20 protein-coding genes are annotated in these 19,607 nt (G+C 66.9%); 13 read left to right on the forward strand and 7 right to left on the reverse strand.

All coding sequences use genetic code 11. The features are described 5' to 3' along the window. Positions 1 to 26: 26 nt before the first annotated feature. The 5 genes from BACI349Y_RS17795 to BACI349Y_RS17815 all read right to left on the reverse strand — a co-directional run bounded on the left by BACI349Y_RS17795 (position 27) and on the right by BACI349Y_RS17815 (position 5,543). Entirely contained in the window at positions 27 to 431 is a 405-nt protein-coding gene (locus BACI349Y_RS17795) for a DUF1304 domain-containing protein (RefSeq protein WP_159633861.1), read from the reverse strand. 124 nt (positions 432 to 555) lie between these two features. After that, positions 556 to 1,431, reverse strand: a complete 876-nt coding sequence (locus tag BACI349Y_RS17800; RefSeq protein ID WP_159633864.1) for a class II fructose-bisphosphate aldolase — start codon at positions 1,429 to 1,431, stop codon at positions 556 to 558. Continuing rightward, entirely contained in the window at positions 1,431 to 2,897 is a 1,467-nt protein-coding gene (locus tag BACI349Y_RS17805; RefSeq protein ID WP_159633867.1) for a GntP family transporter, read from the reverse strand. The genes BACI349Y_RS17800 and BACI349Y_RS17805 overlap by 1 nt, the downstream gene beginning before the upstream one ends. A gap of 168 nt (positions 2,898 to 3,065) precedes the next feature. Continuing rightward, positions 3,066 to 3,965, reverse strand: a complete 900-nt coding sequence (locus BACI349Y_RS17810; protein ID WP_159633870.1) for an NAD(P)-dependent oxidoreductase — start codon at positions 3,963 to 3,965, stop codon at positions 3,066 to 3,068. Between the two features lie 81 nt (positions 3,966 to 4,046). Beyond that, positions 4,047 to 5,543 (reverse strand): four-carbon acid sugar kinase family protein, encoded by a 1,497-nt coding sequence (locus BACI349Y_RS17815; RefSeq protein ID WP_159633873.1) that lies wholly within the window; start codon positions 5,541 to 5,543, stop codon positions 4,047 to 4,049. Between the two features lie 173 nt (positions 5,544 to 5,716). Here BACI349Y_RS17815 and BACI349Y_RS17820 point away from each other — a divergent pair, with 173 nt between their 5' ends. Beyond that, on the forward strand, positions 5,717 to 6,421 hold the full coding sequence (locus BACI349Y_RS17820; RefSeq protein WP_159633876.1) for a FadR/GntR family transcriptional regulator: 705 nt from the start codon (positions 5,717 to 5,719) through the stop codon (positions 6,419 to 6,421). A 113-nt stretch (positions 6,422 to 6,534) separates the two neighbouring features. Continuing rightward, on the forward strand, positions 6,535 to 6,747 hold the full coding sequence (locus BACI349Y_RS17825) for a dodecin (protein ID WP_159633879.1): 213 nt from the start codon (positions 6,535 to 6,537) through the stop codon (positions 6,745 to 6,747). Positions 6,748 to 6,823: 76 nt separating this feature from the next. Here BACI349Y_RS17825 and BACI349Y_RS17830 read toward each other — a convergent pair whose 3' ends face one another. Beyond that, the gene (locus BACI349Y_RS17830; protein ID WP_159633882.1) at positions 6,824 to 7,030 is read right to left on the reverse strand and encodes a hypothetical protein; all 207 of its coding nucleotides are present in this window, start codon (positions 7,028 to 7,030) and stop codon (positions 6,824 to 6,826) included. Positions 7,031 to 7,182: 152 nt separating this feature from the next. After that, complete coding sequence (locus BACI349Y_RS17835; RefSeq protein ID WP_159633886.1) at positions 7,183 to 8,082, reverse strand: helix-turn-helix domain-containing protein; 900 nt, start codon at positions 8,080 to 8,082, stop codon at positions 7,183 to 7,185. A 214-nt stretch (positions 8,083 to 8,296) separates the two neighbouring features. Between BACI349Y_RS17835 and BACI349Y_RS17840 the strand changes: the two genes are divergently transcribed. The 11 genes from BACI349Y_RS17840 to BACI349Y_RS17890 all read left to right on the forward strand — a co-directional run. Continuing rightward, positions 8,297 to 9,118, forward strand: a complete 822-nt coding sequence (locus tag BACI349Y_RS17840) for an aldo/keto reductase (RefSeq protein WP_159633890.1) — start codon at positions 8,297 to 8,299, stop codon at positions 9,116 to 9,118. A 54-nt stretch (positions 9,119 to 9,172) separates the two neighbouring features. Continuing rightward, positions 9,173 to 10,144, forward strand: a complete 972-nt coding sequence (locus BACI349Y_RS17845; RefSeq protein WP_159633893.1) for an aldo/keto reductase — start codon at positions 9,173 to 9,175, stop codon at positions 10,142 to 10,144. Continuing rightward, positions 10,138 to 11,160: an NAD-dependent epimerase/dehydratase family protein gene (locus tag BACI349Y_RS17850; protein ID WP_159633896.1), complete on the forward strand. Its 1,023-nt coding sequence runs from the start codon at positions 10,138 to 10,140 to the stop codon at positions 11,158 to 11,160. The genes BACI349Y_RS17845 and BACI349Y_RS17850 overlap by 7 nt, the downstream gene beginning before the upstream one ends. Positions 11,161 to 11,236: 76 nt before the next feature. Beyond that, the gene (locus BACI349Y_RS17855) at positions 11,237 to 11,974 is read left to right on the forward strand and encodes a TetR/AcrR family transcriptional regulator (RefSeq protein ID WP_159633899.1); all 738 of its coding nucleotides are present in this window, start codon (positions 11,237 to 11,239) and stop codon (positions 11,972 to 11,974) included. A 135-nt stretch (positions 11,975 to 12,109) separates the two neighbouring features. Then, positions 12,110 to 13,366, forward strand: coding sequence for an acyl-CoA dehydrogenase family protein (locus BACI349Y_RS17860; RefSeq protein ID WP_159633902.1), 1,257 nt, complete (start codon positions 12,110 to 12,112; stop codon positions 13,364 to 13,366). A 49-nt stretch (positions 13,367 to 13,415) separates the two neighbouring features. Then, complete coding sequence (locus tag BACI349Y_RS17865; RefSeq protein WP_159633905.1) at positions 13,416 to 14,612, forward strand: acetyl-CoA C-acetyltransferase; 1,197 nt, start codon at positions 13,416 to 13,418, stop codon at positions 14,610 to 14,612. A 24-nt stretch (positions 14,613 to 14,636) separates the two neighbouring features. Then, entirely contained in the window at positions 14,637 to 16,193 is a 1,557-nt protein-coding gene (locus tag BACI349Y_RS17870) for a long-chain-fatty-acid--CoA ligase (protein ID WP_159633908.1), read from the forward strand. A gap of 79 nt (positions 16,194 to 16,272) precedes the next feature. Beyond that, complete coding sequence (locus BACI349Y_RS17875) at positions 16,273 to 17,106, forward strand: aldo/keto reductase (RefSeq protein WP_159633911.1); 834 nt, start codon at positions 16,273 to 16,275, stop codon at positions 17,104 to 17,106. Between the two features lie 132 nt (positions 17,107 to 17,238). After that, positions 17,239 to 17,505, forward strand: a complete 267-nt coding sequence (locus tag BACI349Y_RS17880) for a GlsB/YeaQ/YmgE family stress response membrane protein (RefSeq protein ID WP_043451908.1) — start codon at positions 17,239 to 17,241, stop codon at positions 17,503 to 17,505. A 126-nt stretch (positions 17,506 to 17,631) separates the two neighbouring features. Beyond that, positions 17,632 to 18,057 carry a YtxH domain-containing protein gene (locus BACI349Y_RS17885; RefSeq protein ID WP_159633914.1) on the forward strand — a complete coding sequence of 142 codons (426 nt, stop codon included), beginning with the start codon at positions 17,632 to 17,634 and terminating at the stop codon, positions 18,055 to 18,057. Positions 18,058 to 18,274: 217 nt separating this feature from the next. Next, positions 18,275 to 19,607 (forward strand): DUF222 domain-containing protein (locus BACI349Y_RS17890; protein ID WP_159633917.1); only part of this gene is annotated, 1,333 nt, incomplete at its 3' end.

A 19,607-nucleotide genomic window follows, 5' to 3' on the forward strand; every position in this document is an offset into this window, starting at 1 on the left:
TTTAAGGACTTACGCCCCTTCTGCCCCTATTGCAGCACTGCAAGCAGTCCGAGCACGACGGCGAGCAGCGGCGTGGTGCCCTGGGTTGCGGCGGCGCGGAGGTACTTGCGTCCGGTGAACGCCAGGACGGCGGCCGCCAGCAGCATGGAACCGCAGCAGCTGAAGATCAGGGTCCAGCCTGCCACGTCCTGCACGGATCCCGACCCGCCAAGCGCTACGAGCCCCACTCCAATGAACGCTCCGACGGCCAGGAACAGGTTGTAGAAGCCCTGGTTGTACGCAAGGGATTTGGTGGTCTCGGCGTCCTGTTGGGAGGCAACCCCAAAGCGCTTCCAGGTGGCGGACCGGGTCCAGGTAAGCGACTCCATGGTGAAGATGAAGACGTGCAGTGCGGCGGCAAGGAAGGCAAAGAGAAGGGAGGCCAGGATCATTGCTTGAGCCTAGCCTCCCGACGAGACCTTCCGCCCGCCTGGCAGGCGGGATGAAAGCTAAAAGGAGGAGGCCAGGACCGGCTGCTTGATCCAGGCCTCCTGTTCGTGGAAGATTCCGTTCCCTCTACCGTGCCAGCGTCGCCAGCGTGGTGGCAGCGAAGCCCTTCGCCGACGTGTTCCACAAAGCCAGCAGGCCCTGCAGGTTCTCACCGTCGGCACGGTGTGCGGGAAGCTGGTCCTGGAGGGTGGCCAGGACGCCGGTCCGCAGTTCGGTGTTGAAGTTGACCTTGCCAACGTTCATGGCCGCGGCCTTGACCAGCTCTTCAGCGGGAATGCCGGACGCACCGTGCAGCACCAGCGGAATATGGATCCGCGCCGCAATGTCCTGCAGCACGTCCCAGCGCAGCCGCGGCTCGCCCTTGTACTTGCCGTGGACGTTGCCCACTGCGACGGCCAGCAGTTCAGCCCCGGTGCGGGACACGAAGTCCTCCACCTGCGCTGAGTCGGTCAGGCCTGCCACCTCGGCGACGGACTGGCCGGCCCCCGCGGCATCCAGTGGATCCACGCCGAAGGCACGGTCCTCGTCTCCTGCCAGGCCGCCGAGTTCCGCCTCAAGCACCACGTCGGAGCCCAGCAGGGCACGGGCAGCCTGGACCAGCGCAATGTTGTCTTCGTACGGAAGGGACGAACCGTCGGCGAGGACGGAATCCGCCCCTGCCGTGACGGCGTCGGCCATCACCTGGAGGTCGGAGGCGTGGTCAAGCTGCACAGCGACGGGGACGGCGGCGGCGTCAGCCAGGCCACGCAGCGCGGAGATCAGCCGGAGGCCGTTCGCGGTGGCGGCGGTCTTGGGTGCCACCAGCAGGATCACGCCCCTGCCGGATTCCTCGGCGGCGCCCACCACGGCCAGCGCGGTGGTGAAGTCGTAGCAGGTGAAGGCCGGCACTGCGGAACCCTGCTGCAGGGCGGAGGTGACCAGGTGGTCCAGACGGGTTTGCATCAGGCGCCCAGGCCTCCCACCAGGATCCAGGCGACGAAGGTCAGCAGGAAGCCGGCCACGCCCAGGATGGTGGTCAGGACGGTCCAGGTCTTCAGGCCGTCGGAGACGGTGAGGCCGTAGTAGCGCACTACCACCCAGAAGCCGGCGTCGGTTACGTGCGACAGGCCCAGGGCGCCGAAGCCGATGGCGATCACGATCACGGCGATCTGTGCCGGGCTGTAGCCGCCGCCGCTGACTGCTGCGGACAGCAGGCCGGTGGTGGTCACGATGGCCACGGTGGCCGAACCCTGGGCAGCGCGGAGGGCCAGCGAGATGATGAAGCCGAGCAGCAGCAGCGGGACGCCGAGGGTGTCCAGGGTCTTGGACAGCGCCGATCCGATGCCGGAAACCTGCAGTACGTTGCCGAACACGCCGCCGGCGGCCACCACCATCAGGATGGAGGCGATGGGCGGAAGGGAGCCTTCGAAGATCTCGCCGGTTTCCTTGAAGGACCAGCTGCGGCGGACAGCCAGCAGGAAGAAGGACAGCGCCACGGCCACCAGCAGGGCCAGGAAGGGGTTGCCGATGAAGGCAGCGAGGCCGTACAGCGGATCGGACTTGGGAAGCACCAGGGTGCCAACGGTACCGAGCAGGATCTGCACGATGGGCGCTGCGATCAGGAAGATGATCAGGCCCGGGCGCGGGGGTGCGATGGCGGCGGCTCCGGGACCGTCGTGGCCCACCTTGACCAATGATTTGGAGCCGAACTCCTCCACCTGGGCCTTCACGGCCGGCAGCAGCTCGTAGTCCTTGCGGTTCATGATGGACGCAACCCAGTAGGACAGGAAGCCCAGGGGCACGCAGATCAGCAGTGAGATCAGGGCGATGAGTCCGATGTCGGCACCGAGCACGCCGGCGCCGGCCACGATTCCGGGGTGCGGCGGTACCGCGACGTGGATGGCGAGCATGATGCCGGCCATGGGGAGGCCGAACTTCACGGGGTGGACCTTGGCGATCTTGGCGAAGGCGTACACGATGGGCACCAGCACGATGATGCCCACCTCGAAGAAGACGGGGATGGCCACGAGGAAGCCGACGGCGGTCAGCGCCACGGCAACGCGCTTGGCTCCGAGCTTGCGGGTGAAATGGTCAGCGAGGGACTGGACGCCGCCGGACACCTCGATCATGCGGCCCAGCACGGCGCCGAGCGCGATCAGGATGGCAACCTTGCCCATGGTGCTGCCCACACCGCTGGAGACCACGGTGAAGATGTCCTGCAGCGGGATGGTGGCCGCCACGGCCACCAGGATACTGACGGTGAGCAGGGCCACGAAGGCCTGGATCTTGAAGCGGATGATCATCACCAGCAGGATGGCGATGCCCACCGCTGCGATGGTGAGCAGTACCGGGGTGCCCAGCTCAACGGCGGGCTTGATGGCCGGGGCATCGGCCGCCCGCTGTATCAGCGGGCTCATCAGGTGGTTCACGGGGGATGTCTCCTTTGACGTGCCGGTCCCGGGGCAGGGCGGCATCAGGGAATGGTGGGGTGGGGATTAACGATGCGGGACTGCGCCGGCAACGCTGGAGGTACGACGACGGCGGAGGGGGGACCGCCGTCGTCGTACGTCTTGTGCCGCAAGGGCAGGAGGGGTGGCTTACTTGGTGCGCTTGGCGGGCGCGACCACCTTGATGACGGCGGAGTCATCGGCGGCGGCGAGGCCCTGGGCCTGGCCCAGGAGGTAGAGCTGTTCGGCGGCGGCGGCAACGGGGGCTGCCAGGCCGGCGGCGCGGGTTGCCTTGCCCACGATGCCCATGTCCTTGACGAAGATGTCCAGGCGGGACAGCACCTCGGCACCTTCCTCGTTGTAGGCCTCCAGGATGCGGGGTCCGCGGTTGGAGAGCATGAAGGAACCTGCCGCGCCTGCTTCCAGGGCGGCGAGGGTCTTGGCCTGGTCCAGCCCCAGGGCGTCGGCCAGGGCCAGGGCCTCGGCGGCGGCGGCGATGTGGACGCCGCACAGGAGCTGGTTGACCGTTTTCAGGGCCTGGCCGTCACCGGGGTTGTCGCCCACCACGGTGAGGGTGGAGGCGAGCAGGTCCAGGGCGGGGGCGGCCTTTTCGCGGGCTTCAGGGGAAGCGCCGACGACGATCAGCAGGTCGCCTTCGCCGGCGCGCTTGGGGCCGCCGGACAGCGGCGCGTCCACCAGGTCCACGCCGTATTCAGCCAGCTTGGCGACCGTGGCGGGGATGGCGTCGGTGCCCACGGTGGAGCCGAGGATGACGACGGCGCCCGGCTCGAGCACGGAGGCCACGCCGTTGTCGCCGAAGAGGACGTCGTTGAGCTGTTCGCCGTTGCGGACGGCCAGGAGGACGGCGTCGGCACCCTTGGCGGCTTCGCGGGCCGTGCTGAAGGTGGCGATCCCGGCTTCCCGGGCGAGTTCCAGGCGGGGTTCGGCGATGTCGAAGCCGTGGACGGTCAGCTGCGAGGCCAGGCGGGTGGCCATGGGCAGGCCCATGGCGCCGAGGCCCAGGACGGTGACGGTGTAATTGCTGGTCATGGTGTTTCTCCTTGAAATTTACTGGGCCCACGCCGGCGAGGGCCCCGGCCCGAGCCTGCGAGGGTTGGGAGCCGGTGGGGATTAGAAAGTGTTGCTGAGCTTGCGGGTGACCTGGGCCAGCGAGTCGTCATCGCCCACGTTGCCGGCGAAAACGATGTACGGGATGCCCTTGGCGGGACCGTCCACGGGTTCCCAGAGGGAAACGATGCCCGGGAGCATGGGGCCGCGGACAATGGCATGGCGGATTTCCAGCCCGTGGGCTGCCACGTCCGAGGACGTGATGCCGCCCTTGGCAATGACGAAGCGCGGCGGGAAGGTCTTCAGGGTCCGGTTGACCACATCCACGACGGCGGCGGAAACGGTCCGTGCGATCCGCAGGCTTTCGGCGGGGTCGTCGGTCCTGATGAGGAGCCGGCTGGTGTGCACGATGACGTCGCCGGTGTGGAGGGCTTCGACGACTGCGTCCACGGTCTGGTCCAGGTGCGCCTTGGCTTCATTTTCCTCGCCGAGGAGTTTCTCGACGTCGATCTCGATGATCCGGGCGGAGCTGTGTTCCGCGGTGAGGACGTTGAGCTGGCGCGTGGTGACGCCCACGTGCGAGCCCACCACGATCAGGCCGCCGGCCTCCGACGGCGTGTTGCCGGCGTAGGCCTCCTCCGAGGTCAGCGCAGTGCGGATGTCCTGGCCGATGCGGCCGCGGACGAACGGCGGGCCGACGCGGTACAGCAGCTTCTTGCCGCGGCGCTCGGCTTCTTCCAGGCCCAGGGCCAGCGCGCGGAAGTCGTTCTCGGTGACGATATCCGCGACGATGGGCGTGGAATCGGAGGCCGGTTCAATGGCGTCGGCGATGGCCTTGGCCGAGATGGCCGGGTCCTGGGCGGCGGAGCCGGCACGGATGATGTTCAGGTCCAGGACAATCACGGAGTCTGCCGGGAACCTGCCCTGCGACTTTTCGGCGACGTAGTCCGCCATGACGGAGGTGCTGAAGCCGAAGGAGGCGTCCTTGGCGAACTCGGTCTCGGACACGGGGACCAGGGTGCCCTTGGCGTCCCCGGTGCCGCGCATGTAGTGGACGCCGCCGATGGTGAGCCTGCCGGCGTCGGGGAAGGCAGGGACCAGGACAACGCCATCGGTCTTCTCGCCGCTGACATCGGCAACCGTGGCTGCGATGACGTCCGGTTCCAGGGGGAAGTGGCCGCGGAGGGTGGAATCGCTGCGGCTGACGAAGCCCAGTCGAAGACTGGAGCCGGCGGAGTCCTGCGATCCTGCTGCCGCCAGGGCGTTGCGGACCACTTCCTCGTTGCGGGCTGCCGCCTCGGCCGGGTCAAGGCTGCGGGTGTTGGTGAGGACGTACACGGCGGGCTTGCCCTGGCCGAAAGCCCAGGTGAAGTCTTCCACTTCCCAGCGGGTGAGCACGGGCAGGTCTGCCACGGACTGCGTGCCGGTGGGGTCGTCGTCGAGCACTACCAGGACGCGGGGAACCGCCGCGTTGGAAGCGGCCAGCGCGCCGGCAACCAGCCCGGCGGGAATTTCGAGGTCTGCCGGATAGGCGGCCAGAACGTCTGCTTCATGCGTCACAGTGCACTCCGTTGTGTAGCGATCCGGGCTCGCGGATCCAGATGTAAAGGAAACTGTAAGATGTCTGACATCTTGCATTTGAAAATTAGTGTGGCACACGGCATACGGACGCGCAAGTACACTTGTCTGACATATCCGCCAGGCGTCGGCCGGAGAGAGCGATCGGGGGCAACATGGCAAGGAAGTCACTGGTGGGCGTGGTGGCCGATGAGCTGCTGGACCGCATCATCGAAGGCGAGTTTCCGCCCGGCTCCACTGTTCCCGGCGAACACGAACTGAGCGCCCGCCACGAGGTCAGCCGCATGACGGTCCGCGAGGCGATGAAGACGCTGCAGGCCCAGCGCATCCTCAGCGTGGAGCGTGGCCGGGGCACCTTCGTTAATCCTTTGAGCCGCTGGGCCTCCCTCGAAGCCGTGCTGCGCGCCGCATCCGAGGGCAAGAACGACGCCGATGCCTCCATCCAGCTCATCGAGCTGCGCAGGATGCTCGAAACGGGCGCCTGTGAACTTGCCGCAGGACGGATTGTCGAGGAAGACATCACGTCCCTTTTCAACTACATTTCCGCGATGAAGGCCGCCCACAGCATCAACGATGTTGCCGCTTTCGTGGAAGCAGACCTTGCGTTCCACGACGTCATCCTGCGGGCATCCGGGAATGTGTTCGTGTCGGTCCTGTTTGAGCCGCTGCACCGCGTGCTGGAAAAGCGCAGGACCGAGACCTCCGCCGTCCCTGCGATCCAGGAGCACGCAATCGGCCATCACCAGAACATTGCCGAGGCCTTGGAATCCCGTGACCCCGACCGGTCACGCCAAGCCATGGACGCGCACATGCAGCAGACCCTCGATGACTTGAAGCAGCTGGTGCTGGACGCCAAGTAGCCTCCCGTGCCGCGGTCCTGATTGCCCCGGGCCCCTGTTCAACGCTCCCGCAGTCCTACTAGGCTTCAGGAACGGCCCGCAACCGGGAGCATCGACGATCACGAGGAGCGAAGTTGTCCAACCACACGTACAGCATTTCTGAAATTGTCGGCACCTCCACCGAGGGCGTGGACGACGCCGTCCGCAACGGCATTGCCAAGGCATCCCAGACCCTGCGGAACCTCGACTGGTTTGAGGTCAAGGAGGTCCGCGGCCACCTGGAGGACGGAAAGGTCGCAGACTGGCAGGTCACCATCAAGATTGGCTTCCGCCTGGAAGATCACTAACGCCAAACACGACTGACCCGCAGCCAACACGTTCCTGACGATGTTGGCTGCGGGTCAGTTGCGCTTAAGGCAGGACCTAGTTTGCCGTGCCGGGGCTGCGCCGCCGCCAGACGGTGGGCACGCCGTCGAATGCCGGGAACACGTGGCCCTCGAAGAAGGACAGGACCGTGTGGGGATCGATGTCGGGGCTCCAGAGGCCGGAAGCCGGGCAGTGGGAACCGGTGGCGGTGGAGGCGGCGCCGGCAGAGGCCTGGCGCTCCTTCAGCAGGGCGATGCGTTTCATCGTTGAGACCATCCTGGGGTGATAAGAACTGGGCAGGGAAAGCTGGTACTCCCACCCTAGGAAAGGGCCGGCCCGCCACCAATGGGCGGCTGGCCAGAATCACCCCACTTCGCTGGACGAATGTACAGTGGCGTGGGCGCGCGCACGGCCGGTCAGCCCGCGTCGCCGCTTTCGGCCACCGCGGCAGGGTCCCGTTCCAGGCCGGCATCCGGGGCTGCCCCGAGGCTTCCCAGCAGTGCCAGGGCGTCCGACGACGGCGATCCGGGCCGGGCGGAGTACACCCGGAGCGTCTGGTCGGGGTCCTCCGGCAGGACCAGGTTTTCAAAGTTCAGTTCCAGGTCTCCCACCGCGGGATGGTGCAGCCGGACGGTGCCTGCAGCGCGGGTGGCAACCCGGTGCCCCGCCCACCACTGGCGGAAGTGTTCGCTGTGGACCGCCAGCTCCCCCACCAGGTGGTTCGCCTGGGGGTCATTGGGGTGCCGGCCCACGTCCAGGCGAAGGGAGCCCGCGGCTTCTGCCGCCACGGTTTTCCAGTCCCTGAACAGTTCCCGCGCAGCCGGGTCAAGGATGGTCCAGCGTGTGAGGTTCCGCTCCGCGGGCGGCAGCGCGGGGAAATCGGCGAACAAGAGGAACGCCATCCTGTTGCCCGCCAGCACGTCGTTGCGGCGGCCCAGCACCAGCGCGGGCACCTCACCCACCGCGTCCAGGAGTTGGCGCAGCGCCGGCCGGACGCCCTGGGCTGCATTGGCACCCGGTTCGCGCGGAGCGCCCGCGCAGTTCTCGAGCAGGTCCAGCATGTGCGCGTGCTCGCTGCTGTCCAGCCGCAGGGCCCTGGCAACGGCGTCCAGGACCGTGCGTGACGGGTGGATATTGCGACCCTGTTCCAGCCGCACGTAGTAGTCGGTGCTGACCCCGGCCAGGCGCGCCACTTCCTCACGCCGCAGGCCCGGAACCCTGCGGGCGCCCGTACTGGGGCCCGTCCCTGCGACTTCCGGGCTCAACCGGGACCGCATGGCTTTGAGGAATTTTCCGAACTCGGCGCTTTGACCCATGCAGACCATTGTGCCTGCGTTGGCGTGGCCTGCTCTACAACGAAGGTAGGACTGGCGGTCCTAGGAAAAACAGGATCAGCCTTGGCTGCTGACTTGATGGCGGAAAGTGCATAGGCTCAGGGGTGAGCCGGTGGAAACCGATTTCTCACTGTGTTTCCCCACTCGTCGAGCAACCGGCATCGATCCCAGCACCATACGTCCAAGGAGTACACCCATGTCAGAGCTGACACTCAACAACGGCGTCACCATTCCGCAGCTTGGCTTCGGCGTTTTCCAGGTCCCGCCGGAGGATACACAGCGGACCGTGGAGGATGCGCTGGAAGCGGGCTACCGCCACATCGACACCGCTGCGGCGTACCGCAACGAGGCAGGCGTAGGGGCGGCCCTCGCGGCTACCGGGATCCCCCGCGGGGAAATCTTCGTGACCACCAAGCTCCGCAATGGCGAGCAGGCCCGGGCGCAGGAAGCGTTCCAGAACAGCCGCAAGGCCCTGGGCCTGGACTTCATCGACCTCTACCTCATCCACTGGCCGGTTCCTTCGCAGGGCCTCTTCGTCCAGGCATGGAAGGAGATGGAGCGGCTGTACGAAAACAAGGAGATCCGCGCCATCGGCGTCTCCAACTTCCTCTCCGACCACCTGGACACCCTGCTGGAATCCGCGGAAACAGTGCCCGCCGTCAACCAGATCGAGCTTCACCCCAGCTACCAGCAGGCGGACCTTGCGGCCAAGTGCCGCAGCCTGGGCATCGCCGTGGAGGCGTACAGCCCGCTGGGGCAGGGCGGTGACCTTAACGGCAACGCCGTCACCGCAATCGCCGACGCCCACGACGCCACTACCGCCCAGGTAGTGCTCGCCTGGCACCTCGCCAACGGCAACATCGTCATTCCCAAATCCGCGAATCCGGGCCGCATCCGGGAAAACTTCGCGGCTTCGTCCCTCAAGCTGTCCGAAGACGAACTGTCCGCCATCACCGCACTGGAGTCCGGCGCGCGCATTGGCTCCGATCCCGCCGTCGCCTCCTTCACCCAGATGTAGGTTCCAGCCGGCCCACCCACCGGTTTGGCAGGCCCACCGTTGAAAGGATCTTCCATGCAGTACACCCATCTGGGCCGCTCCGGCCTGAAAGTCTCCCGCCTCTGCCTCGGCACCATGAACTTTGGGCCGCAGACGGAGGAGGCGGACGCGCACAGCATCATGGATTCCGCGCACGAAGCCGGCATCAACTTCTTCGACACCGCCAACGTGTACGGCGGCGCCGACCACCGGGGCTGGACCGAAGAAATCATCGGGCGCTGGTTCGCCAAGGGCGGCGAGCGCCGGGAGCACACCGTCCTGGCCACCAAGCTCTACGGCACCATGACGGACCGGCCCAACGAGTCCAAGCTCTCGGCCCTGAACATCCGCCGTGCGCTGGACGCGAGCCTCAAGCGCCTGCAGACGGACTACATCGATGTCTACCAGTTCCACCACATCGACCGCGACACTCCGTGGGACGAGATCTGGCAGGCCATCGAAGTGGCCGTACAGCAGGGCAAGATCCTGTACTCGGGCAGCAGCAACTTCGCCGGCTGGCACATCGCCCAGGCGCAGGAGGCAGCACGCCGCCGGAACTACACGGGCCTGGTCAGCGAGCAGTCCATCTACAACCTGTTCATGCGGCAGGTGGAACTGGAAGTCATCCCGGCTGCACAGCAGTACGGGCTGGGCCTCATTCCCTGGTCGCCGCTGCAGGGCGGGCTGCTGGGCGGCGTGCTGAAGAAGGAACGCCAGGGAGTCCGCCGCACGGAGGGGCGGGCAGCGGAAACGCTGAAGAAGCACGAGGACCAGATCCGCCAGTATGAGGACTTCGCCGACGAACTGGGCCACGAACCCGGCGACGTGGCCCTGGCATGGCTCCTCCACCAGCCTGCCGTGACCGCACCGATCGTGGGGCCCCGGACCCAGGAACAGCTGGACGCCGCAATCCGCGCCCTGGATGTCTCCCTCGATGGGGACGCACTCAAGCGCCTGGACGATATTTTCCCGGGACACCGCACGGCACCGGAAGACTACGCGTGGTAGGCACAATCACCGCAGATACGGTGGCGCCGAGGAGCATCCTTTTCATCGGCGGGACCGGGGTCATCAGCGCGGCGGCGGCAGAACGTGCCGCCGCGCTGGGCCACCGGCTGACCATCCTGAACCGGGGGCAGTCCGGCAGGCCTGTCCCCGACGGCACCGAAGTGCTGCACGCCGACGTCCGCGATGCGGCCTCCGTCAGGGAGGTGCTGGGCGGAAGGGAGTTCGATGCCGTGGCGGACTTCATTTCCTACACTCCGGACCATGCCCAAACCAGCATGGAGCTGTTCCGGGAGCGGACGGGTCAGTACGTCTTCATCAGCTCGGCCTCCGCGTACCAGAAGCCGCCCACCAGGCTGCCCATCCGCGAGTCCACGCCGTTGAAGAATCCGTTCTGGCAGTACTCCCGGGACAAGATCGCGTGCGAGGAGCTGCTGTTCAGTGCCTACCGGGAGGACGACTTCCCGTTGACGGTGGTCCGGCCCTCGCACACCTATGACCGCACCAAGATTGCGATGGTGGGCGGCTGGACGGACATCCACCGCATGCGCAGCGGCCTCCCGGTCATGGTCCCCGGTGACGGCACCTCGCTGTGGACGCTGACGCACAGCAAGGACTTTGCCAAGGCGTTCGTCGGCCTGCTTGGCCGGCCGCAGGCGGTGGGCGAAAGCTACACCATCACCTCCGACGAGTACCTGCCATGGAACCAGATCTACGGACTCTTCGCCCGCACCGCGGGCGTCCGGGAACCGGAACTGGTGCATGTGGCGTCCCAAACCATCGCCGCGCACGACCAGGAACTGGGGTCCAACCTCCTGGGCGACCGGTCCCATTCCGTGGTCTTCGACAACACCAAGATCAAGGCCTTGGTCCCGGACTACACCGCCACCATCCCGTTCGCGGACGGAGCACGGGAAATCGTGGCCTGGTATGACAACCACCCGGAGCTGCAGCAGGTCAACGAGGCGTACATGCAGCTTTCGGACAAGCTGACCGGCTGGGCACAACAGGGCGCCTGAAAGCGGCCACAGGCTGGCCTTCCGCAGCCGGCGGCAGGCCAGCCTGCCGGAGCGTGGCTGTGCTAGATTTCGGCGCATGACACCGCCCCCTTCCCACCGTCCCGTCGAGGGGCACCCTGCCGATGGGCCCGTCGCGGCAGCCATTGGCCTCCTGGCGAAGCAGGGATTCGACGCAACATCCGTTGAGGAACTCGCAGAAGCCTCAGGCATGAGCCGCAGCACGTTCTTCCGCAGGTTCGGGTCCAAGGAGGACGTTGTCTTCGCCGACCACGAGCAGATCCTGCACCAGGTCAATGAACGGCTCGCCGGATCCAGGCTCGGGCCGCTGGCCGCGGTGGCGGACGCGGCGCTGCTGGTTTTCGACCACCACCTGCGGAACCCCCAGACCTCACGCGCCCGGTACGGGCTGTTGCAGGCAGTGCCGGCCCTCCGCGACCGGGAACTGGTGACCTCGCACCGGTACGAGCGGGCGTTCCTGCACTACCTGAATGACAAGCTGCCCCGGAACGGCCCGCGCGAATACAAAGCCGTCGCCTTCGCTGCAGCGGTGGTGGCCGTGCACAACGCCTTCCTGCGGGAATGGCTGCGGGCCGCGCCTGCCGCCGGGGACACCGCTGCAGGAGACCGGGAAAGGGCCACCGCCCTGGCCGCCGAACTCCAGGCCTTGGCGGAAACGTTCCGGCCTGCACTCCTGGGCAGCCCGGCGGACGCCGCCGCGCCCGCCCAACCTGCGCCAACCGTCGTCGTCACCGTTTTTCCCGGCACTGCCGACAAGGATGCGATCGCCCAGGCGGTCCGGGACGCGCTCCCCTAGCCCCAGCGGCGCCACCTCCAGCCTTGGTACCCAGTTTCTTGACGTGGAACTGCGTTTCATTGCATCCTTGGATGGTGTGGTCCAGGCCACAAGGCCCCGGCCCTCCCGCCGCCGCTGATTCAAAGGATGCATTCAATGACGATGACGTCGCCCGCCCTCGCGCCCACCCGCACCGTGGCTCCCGCCGGCTTCCCCTCCGGAACAGTGGAGCCGGAATATGTCCTGACCGAGGCCCTCGGGACAGACCCGGCGTCCATCCTGGCCGGCATCGGAGACGAGGACCGCGCCTACTGGGAGCGCGCCCGCAGCTTTGTCCAGGACGAGGTCCTGCCCGTCATTGACGGCTACTGGGAACGCGGCGAGTACCCGCTGCACCTCCTCCAGCGCCTGGGCGAACTGGACCTGCTCCGCGACGGCATCACCGTGGAGGGCTTCGCACCCATGAGCAGCATGGCCGCCGGCCTGGTGAACATGGAAATCAGCCGGGGCGATGGTTCCGTGGCCACCATGATTGCCGTCCAGGGCGGCCTGGCCCTGCGCTCCGTGGCTGAATGCGGATCCGCGGCACAGAAGGAACGCTGGCTGCCGGCGATTGCCAGGGGCACGGAATACGCGGCGTTCGCCCTCACCGAGCCTACCCATGGCTCCGACTCGGTGGCCCTGGAAACCACGGCAACCGGCACGGACGGCGGGTTCCTGCTCAACGGCGAGAAGAAGTGGATCGGCAACGGCTCCGTGGGCGGCGTCAGCATTGTCTGGGCCCGGGGCGACGACGGCCAGGTCCACGGCTACCTGGTTCCGCAGGACTCCCCCGGCTACACCGCCACCAAAATCGAAGGCAAGCTTGCCCTCCGCGCCATCTGGCAGGCCCACATCCGCCTGGAGGACGTCTTCGTCCCCGAAGAGAACGTCCTGCCGGGTGCGCGCAGCTTCAAGGACACGGCCCGGGTGCTGCTGGCGACCCGGCTGGGCGTGGCCTGGTCCGCCGTCGGCCATGCCACCGCCTGCTACGAAACGGCCGTCCAGTACGCCAGGCAGCGCAAGCAGTTCGGCCGGCCGCTGGCCGCGTCCCAGATCGTCCAGGAGCGGCTGGCCCGGATGCTCAGTGAACTGGCTACCATGCAGCTGATGGTGGTGCAGATGACGCGGCTCGATGAAGCCGGAACCCTCACGCCCGAGCAGGCATCGCTCGTGAAGTACACCTGCACCCGGACCGCACGCGGCATCGCCTCCAACGCCCGTGACCTGCTGGGTGGCAACGGCATCCTGCTGGAAAACCGCGTCGCCAGGCACCTTGCCGACATCGAAGCCATCCACACCTACGAAGGCACCGAAACCATGCAGGCGCTCATCATCGGACGCGGCATCACCGGCACCTCCGCCTTCGCCTAAGCCCTGCCGTTCGGCTTTGGCTGCCCGTCATCCCCTGAAAGGACTGTTCTTGAACCAGAACGCCAACATCCCCGTCATCCTGGGCGGCGCCCGCACCCCGTTTGGCAGGTTCCGCGGCGGACTCACGCCCTTTTCCTCCAGCGAACTGGGCGCCCACGCCATTCGCGCTGCGCTGGAACGCACCGGCGTGGCACCGGAGCAGATCGGCGCCGTCATTGTCGGCCAGGTCATCCAGGCCGGCGCGGGCCAGGGCCCCGCACGCCAGGCCAGCCTGGCCGCCGGAATCGGCTGGGACGTTCCCACCATCACCATCAACAAGCTCTGCCTGTCCGGCCTGACGGCCGTGATCGACGCCGCCCGGATGATCCGCACGGGGGAAGCCGACTTCATTGTGGCCGCCGGCCAGGAATCGATGACCAACGCGCCGCACCTGGTCCCCGGGCTGCGGGCCGGCGTCGTCATCGGAGATGCCCCCATGCTGGACTCCCTGAACCATGACGGGCTGCAGGACCCGGTGAGCAAGAAGCTCATGGGTGAAGCCACCGACGCCGGCAACGCCGAACGCGGCATCACGCGCGAAGAGCAGGACGCCGTCGCGGCCCGCTCCCACCAGCGCGCCGAAGCCGCCCGCGCCGCCGGGATCATGGCGGAGGAAATCGCACCGATCGAGATACCGCAGCGCAAGGGACCTGCCATGACCCTCGAACACGACGAAGGCATCCGTCCGGACACCACCGCCGAATCCCTGGCGCAGCTCCGCCCGGCGTTCTCCAAGGCGGAGACCGCCACCATCACGGCAGGGTCGTCGTCGCCCCTTTCCGACGGTGCAGCGGCGCTGGTCATTGCCAGCAAGGCAGCCGCGGAAGCAGCAGGCCTGGAGTGGATCGCCGAGATCGGCGCCCACGGCCAGACCGCAGGCCCCGACGGATCCCTGCATTCCCAGCCCGCCCGCGCCATCGAGCGCGCACTCAAGGACCAGGGACTCACGGTGCGGGAGCTGGACCTGGTGGAAATCAACGAGGCCTTCGCCTCGGTCCTCATCCAGTCCGCCAACGATCTCGGCATCGACACCGAAACTGTCAACGCCGAAGGCGGCGCCATCGCACTGGGCCACCCCGTGGGCGCCTCAGGTGCACGCCTGGTGCTGCACCAGGCGCTGGCCTTGAAACGCCGCGGCGGAGGCACCGGGGTCGTGGCCCTCTGCGGGGGCGGCGGCCAGGGCGACGCCCTGATCCTCACAGCGTGACCCATCCCAACAAAGAAGCAGGCCATGACCAACACCAACTCCGCTGACGGCTTCGCCACCATCTCCGTCGCTGCCGTCCTGGCAGAATCAGCCAAGAGGAATCCTGACAGCATCGCCCTCGTTGTGGGCGAGGACCAGGTCAGCTACGCCGACCTGTGGAGCCAAACCCGCGCCTATGCCGGTGCACTGCGGGCGCGGGGAATCGGCCCGGGAGACGCCGTCGCCGTCCTGATCCCCAACGTGCCGGACTTCGCGCGGGTGTACTACGCCATCCTCTCGCTGGGCGCCATCGTTGTCCCGGTCCACGCCCTGCTCAAGGCCCGCGAGATCGAGTACGTCCTGCAGGACAGCGGCGCCAGGCTGCTCATCTGCGCCGCTCCCCTGCTCACGGAGGGCGCCGCCGGTGCATCAGCCAGCGGGGTCGATGTGCTGACGGTCATGGCTCCCGACGACGGCGGGCTTCCGCGGCTGGAAGCGGAGGCGGCCGCCGCGGAGCCGATCCGGACGTACGAACCCTGCCGCCCATCGGACACGGCCACCATCCTGTACACCTCAGGCACCACCGGCAAGCCCAAAGGCGCACTGGGCAGCCACTTCGCCCTGGTGGAACAAACCAGCGTCCTGCTGACCAGCGTGATGGACTTCCGGCCCGGCGACGTCCTGTTCGGCGGCCTGCCGCTCTTCCACACCTTCGGCCAGACGGTGGTGCTGAACACGGGCCTTCGCGCCGGGGCCACCATCGTCCTCATGCCCCGGTTCACCGGCCCGGACGCCTTGAGGCTGCTGGCGAAGCACGACGTGAACATCTTCCTGGGCGTCCCCACCATGTACGTGGCACTCCTGGAGGCCGCCAAGACCGTGCCGGACCGGCCGGCGGCTCTGCGCTACGGTATCTCCGGTGGAGCCTCACTTCCACTGGCAGTGATGGACCGGTTCCGTGACGTCTTCGGCGTGGAGATCCATGAGGGCTACGGCCTCACCGAGACATCCCCCGTTGCGGCCTTCAACCACGTGGGCATGCAGCCACGGCCCGGCACCATCGGTATCCCGATCTGGGGCGTTGATATCGAAATCGCCCGCCCTGAAGTGACGGAGCGGATCGAGCTGCTGCCCAACGGGGAACTCGGCGAGCTGGTGATCCGCGGCCACCTGCTGATGAAGGGCTACCTCAACCGGCCCGAGGCCACCGCCGAGGCCGTGGTGGACGGCTGGTTCCGCAGCGGGGACCTTGGCACCAAGGACGACGACGGCTACCTCACCATCGTGGACCGCAAGAAGGACATGATCATCCGCAACGGCTACAACGTGTATCCGCGGGAGGTGGAGGAAGTCCTGCTGACACACCCTGCAGTTGTCAGCGCCGCCGTTTACGGCATCCCGCACGATGTCCACGGCCAGGAAATCGCGGCCGCCATCGTGGTGGACGCGGGGGCCAGTGTCACCGAGACCGAGCTGATGGACTTCGCCAGCGCCCAGCTCGCGGCCTACAAGTATCCGCGCGTGGTCAGGATACTGTCCGAGCTCCCGCTGGGACCCAGTGGAAAGATCCTGAAGCGGAAACTGGCGGAGGAACCGGCCTAGGCCGCCGGCAGTATCCTCCGGCCGTCCCGAATCGCGGGCACCGGGAGCCGGGACGGCCAGGAGGGGGCAGACTGATCGCATGACACTTGCACCGCTCATCGACCTTAATGACGGCAACAGGATTCCGCAGCTGGGGCTTGGCACCTGGCCCCTGGACGACGAACAGGCGGCCGCCGCCGTCGTACAGGCCGTGGAAGCCGGGTACCGGCATATCGACACCGCCGTGAAGTACGGCAACGAACGCGGTGTGGGCAACGGCATCAGGGCCAGCGGCGTGGACCGCAGCGAGCTCTTCATCACCACCAAGCTGGACGGCGAATTCCAGGGCCACGACCGGGCCGTAGCAGGCCTGGAGGGGTCGCTGGCGCGTCTTGGGCTGGATTACGTGGACCTGCTGCTGATCCACTGGCCCCTGCCCGGCAGGGACCAGTACATCTCCACCTGGCAGACCTTTGAACGGCTGCAGGCCGAGGGAAAAGTCCGGTCCATCGGAGTGTCCAATTTCAAGCCGGCGCACCTCGAGCGGCTGATGGCGGAGACTGACGTGGTGCCTGCGGTAAACCAAATCCAGCTCAGTCCGGCCATCACGCGGTCCGCCGAGCGGGAATTCCATAGCCGGCATGGCATTATTACTGAGTCTTATAGTCCGTTGGGCGGCTCAGGGGCGGGTTTATTGGGCGCTCCCATCCTTTCCCAACTGGCGGAAAAGCATGGGAAAACCCCTGGCCAACTCGTCCTACGGTGGCACATACAAAACGGATTGGTAACGATTCCGAAGACCGCTTCGCCGGAGCGGATGGCACAGAACCTGGACGTGTTCGATTTCGCCCTGGATCCGCAGGATCTAGCGGAATTATCGATCCTTGACGAGGGTCCCGGAGCGGGCAACGACTCGGACCAAACGGGACACTGAAACCAGCCTGAACTGCACTTTTTTCCAAAAACGGGGTTGGCCAAAAGATAGTAAGCATGATTACTATTGAGCCAGAAGGATGAAGTGCCTCCGGAACCTGGAGGCCTCCTTTACTTAGGAAGAGAGCTTCAAATGGGATTTATTGCATTTCTGATTCTCGGACTTATTGCTGGTGCGATCGCTAAGGCGATCCTCCCGGGCAGGCAGGGTGGCGGCTGGGTCATCACTCTGATCCTGGGCGTCGTTGGCGCACTGCTCGGTGGCTGGCTGGGCGGGATGATCTTCGGCAGTGGACTGCAGGAGTTCTTCTCGATCCAGACGTGGCTGCTGGCGATCGTCGGCTCGCTGATCGTCCTTGCCATTTACGGCATGGTCACCAAGCGCAGCGCCCGCGGATAACTGCACGGGCAAGCCAGGAAGCCGGCCTGGGGACATCATCCCCGGGCCGGCTTTCACTTTCCCCGGCAACCGGCGCCCGCCGCCCCGGCCGGGACTGACAACCTTCTCGCAGAGCAGGAGATCATCGTGAAAAACAAGCTTCTTTTGGGTGTAGGCGTTGCCGTGGGATACGTCCTCGGTTCGCGGTCAGGCCGCGCTGCTTACGACAAGCTGAAGGCCCGCGCGGCCGGCATCTGGGACAGCAAGCCGGTCCAGGACAAAGTGTCCGTGGCGACGGAAACCATCAAGGAAAAGGCGCCTGAAGTGGCAGACCAGCTTGGGGAAGCCGCACGCAGGGCAGGCACTGTGATCGGCTCTGCCATGCACCGTGACGGCGCCTCCGGTGGCGGCCAGGCCTCAGGACCCTCTGCTGCTGCTGCCCCTGGTACTTCCACCGGCACGTCCGGGACCGGCGACGCCGGCGCCCTGGGCGGGGACCACATCCCAGCCCACAGCACCCACCCGGAGACCACCAACCTTGGTACCTCCGATGGGAACGGCACGAAGTCCTAGTTGACGCTTCACCGGTCATTCATGACGCGGGTCCCCCCGCATGACATGGGAATGACCAGCCGTTGTGCTACAACTGAATCGCCTTGCCGGCCGTCGCGATCCTTGGGGGACGCGGCGGCCGGCAGTGTTTAAGGGTGGATCCACTACGGTTCGCGCGTATTCCACATAGGGGTCTTTGGGTCTCTTCGTTGTCAGGGGTGGCTGGCAGAGTGGGGTTATGGAGGCCATCGGGGAGCATCTTGGTGAGGCGTACGGCCGGAAAGCGTACGACGCCGGCAGCTGGCTGCCGCACCCGGCCCACCTTCATGCGGTCCCCGCGGAGGCTTCACAGCACCGCGCCACAGGTCCTGGCCACCAGGACCTCCTGGCTGGGTTGGCGGCCCGGCTCGCGGCCGTTGCCCTGGCCGCCCCGGGTGTGCTGGCGTCTGCCTCCTATCTCGAAGCCGCTGAGTTCGCCGCCCGCACGGAGGACCTCGCCCGGACCGTGGAGTACCTGCAACTCCTGGGCGCCGGGGCGGTGGACCGCACCCGCGCCCAGGCCATCACCGACGCCGCAGCCACGGCCCGCGCCAACCGGTCCGGGGATTGGACCAGCCGGTGGGATACCAATGGTGTCGAAACCCTGAACATCTCCCCCACGAATGGTGCTCACCTGTCCGCCGCCATGGTTGAGACCGACGCGACCTGGCCCAACCCGTCCACGCGTCCTGGCCGCCCGGTGGTGTCACCGGCCGATGACGGGTGCCGGAACACCGCAGAGTTCCTCCGCCTGCGCTTGCGGATCCCCATCCGCGAAGCCCGCCGCCGCCTCGCCCTCGCCCACCACGTCCTCCCAGCCACCAGCCTTACCGGCGAACCACTCCCACCAGCCCGGACCCACCTCGCCGCCGCCCTCACTCCCACCACCGACACCGGGATCACGTCCCCGGCCGGGTACGGACCGGCCCTGTCCTCGCACGCCGCCACCCTCATCACGGCAACCCTCGACCGGCTCCAGCACCACACCACCGCCGAGACCCTGGACACGATCGAACACCACCTCACCACAGCCGCCACCACCACCGACCCTGACTTCCTCACCCGCCTCGCCCAACGCTGGACCGACACCATCGACGCCGACGGCACCGAACCCACCGAAGAAGCCCTCCGCCACACCCAAGGCGCCTTCATCCGCAAACCCCGCCACGGCCTCCACCACCTCGAAATCTTCGCCACCACCGACCAATACGAACACCTCCTCACCGTCATGAACACCGCCACAACCCACGCACCGCCGGGGACAAGGCGGCAGGATGCCAACCCGGCGGGATTGACCTGGACCGGCGCACCCGCGCCCAAAAACAACTCGACGGACTCATTACCGCCGCAAAACAGCCCTCACCACCAACACCCTGCCCACAACCGGCGGCAACCGACCCCACATCATCGCCACTATCAACTACCAAGACCTCTTCCCCCCCCCAACCCCGCCACACCCACAAGCAAAGACCACAGCGCAGAAACAGTGACAGGTACTGGGACCTTCGCCTTCACCGGACCCGTCCCCGCCG

Source organism: Arthrobacter sp. 8AJ (assembly GCF_902506025.1).
GTDB lineage: Bacteria > Actinomycetota > Actinomycetes > Actinomycetales > Micrococcaceae > Arthrobacter.

Coding starts and splice junctions, on each gene's coding strand:
- BACI349Y_RS17795 (WP_159633861.1), bottom strand. CDS start 431: ATGATCCTGGCCTCCCTTCTCTTTGCCTTCCTTGCCGCCGCACTGCAC.
- BACI349Y_RS17800 (WP_159633864.1), bottom strand. CDS start 1,431: ATGCAAACCCGTCTGGACCACCTGGTCACCTCCGCCCTGCAGCAGGGT.
- BACI349Y_RS17810 (WP_159633870.1), bottom strand. CDS start 3,965: ATGACCAGCAATTACACCGTCACCGTCCTGGGCCTCGGCGCCATGGGC.
- BACI349Y_RS17820 (WP_159633876.1), top strand. CDS start 5,717: ATGGCAAGGAAGTCACTGGTGGGCGTGGTGGCCGATGAGCTGCTGGAC.
- BACI349Y_RS17830 (WP_159633882.1), bottom strand. CDS start 7,030: ATGAAACGCATCGCCCTGCTGAAGGAGCGCCAGGCCTCTGCCGGCGCC.
- BACI349Y_RS17835 (WP_159633886.1), bottom strand. CDS start 8,082: ATGGGTCAAAGCGCCGAGTTCGGAAAATTCCTCAAAGCCATGCGGTCC.
- BACI349Y_RS17840 (WP_159633890.1), top strand. CDS start 8,297: ATGTCAGAGCTGACACTCAACAACGGCGTCACCATTCCGCAGCTTGGC.
- BACI349Y_RS17845 (WP_159633893.1), top strand. CDS start 9,173: ATGCAGTACACCCATCTGGGCCGCTCCGGCCTGAAAGTCTCCCGCCTC.
- BACI349Y_RS17855 (WP_159633899.1), top strand. CDS start 11,237: ATGACACCGCCCCCTTCCCACCGTCCCGTCGAGGGGCACCCTGCCGAT.
- BACI349Y_RS17860 (WP_159633902.1), top strand. CDS start 12,110: ATGACGATGACGTCGCCCGCCCTCGCGCCCACCCGCACCGTGGCTCCC.
- BACI349Y_RS17870 (WP_159633908.1), top strand. CDS start 14,637: ATGACCAACACCAACTCCGCTGACGGCTTCGCCACCATCTCCGTCGCT.
- BACI349Y_RS17875 (WP_159633911.1), top strand. CDS start 16,273: ATGACACTTGCACCGCTCATCGACCTTAATGACGGCAACAGGATTCCG.
- BACI349Y_RS17880 (WP_043451908.1), top strand. CDS start 17,239: ATGGGATTTATTGCATTTCTGATTCTCGGACTTATTGCTGGTGCGATC.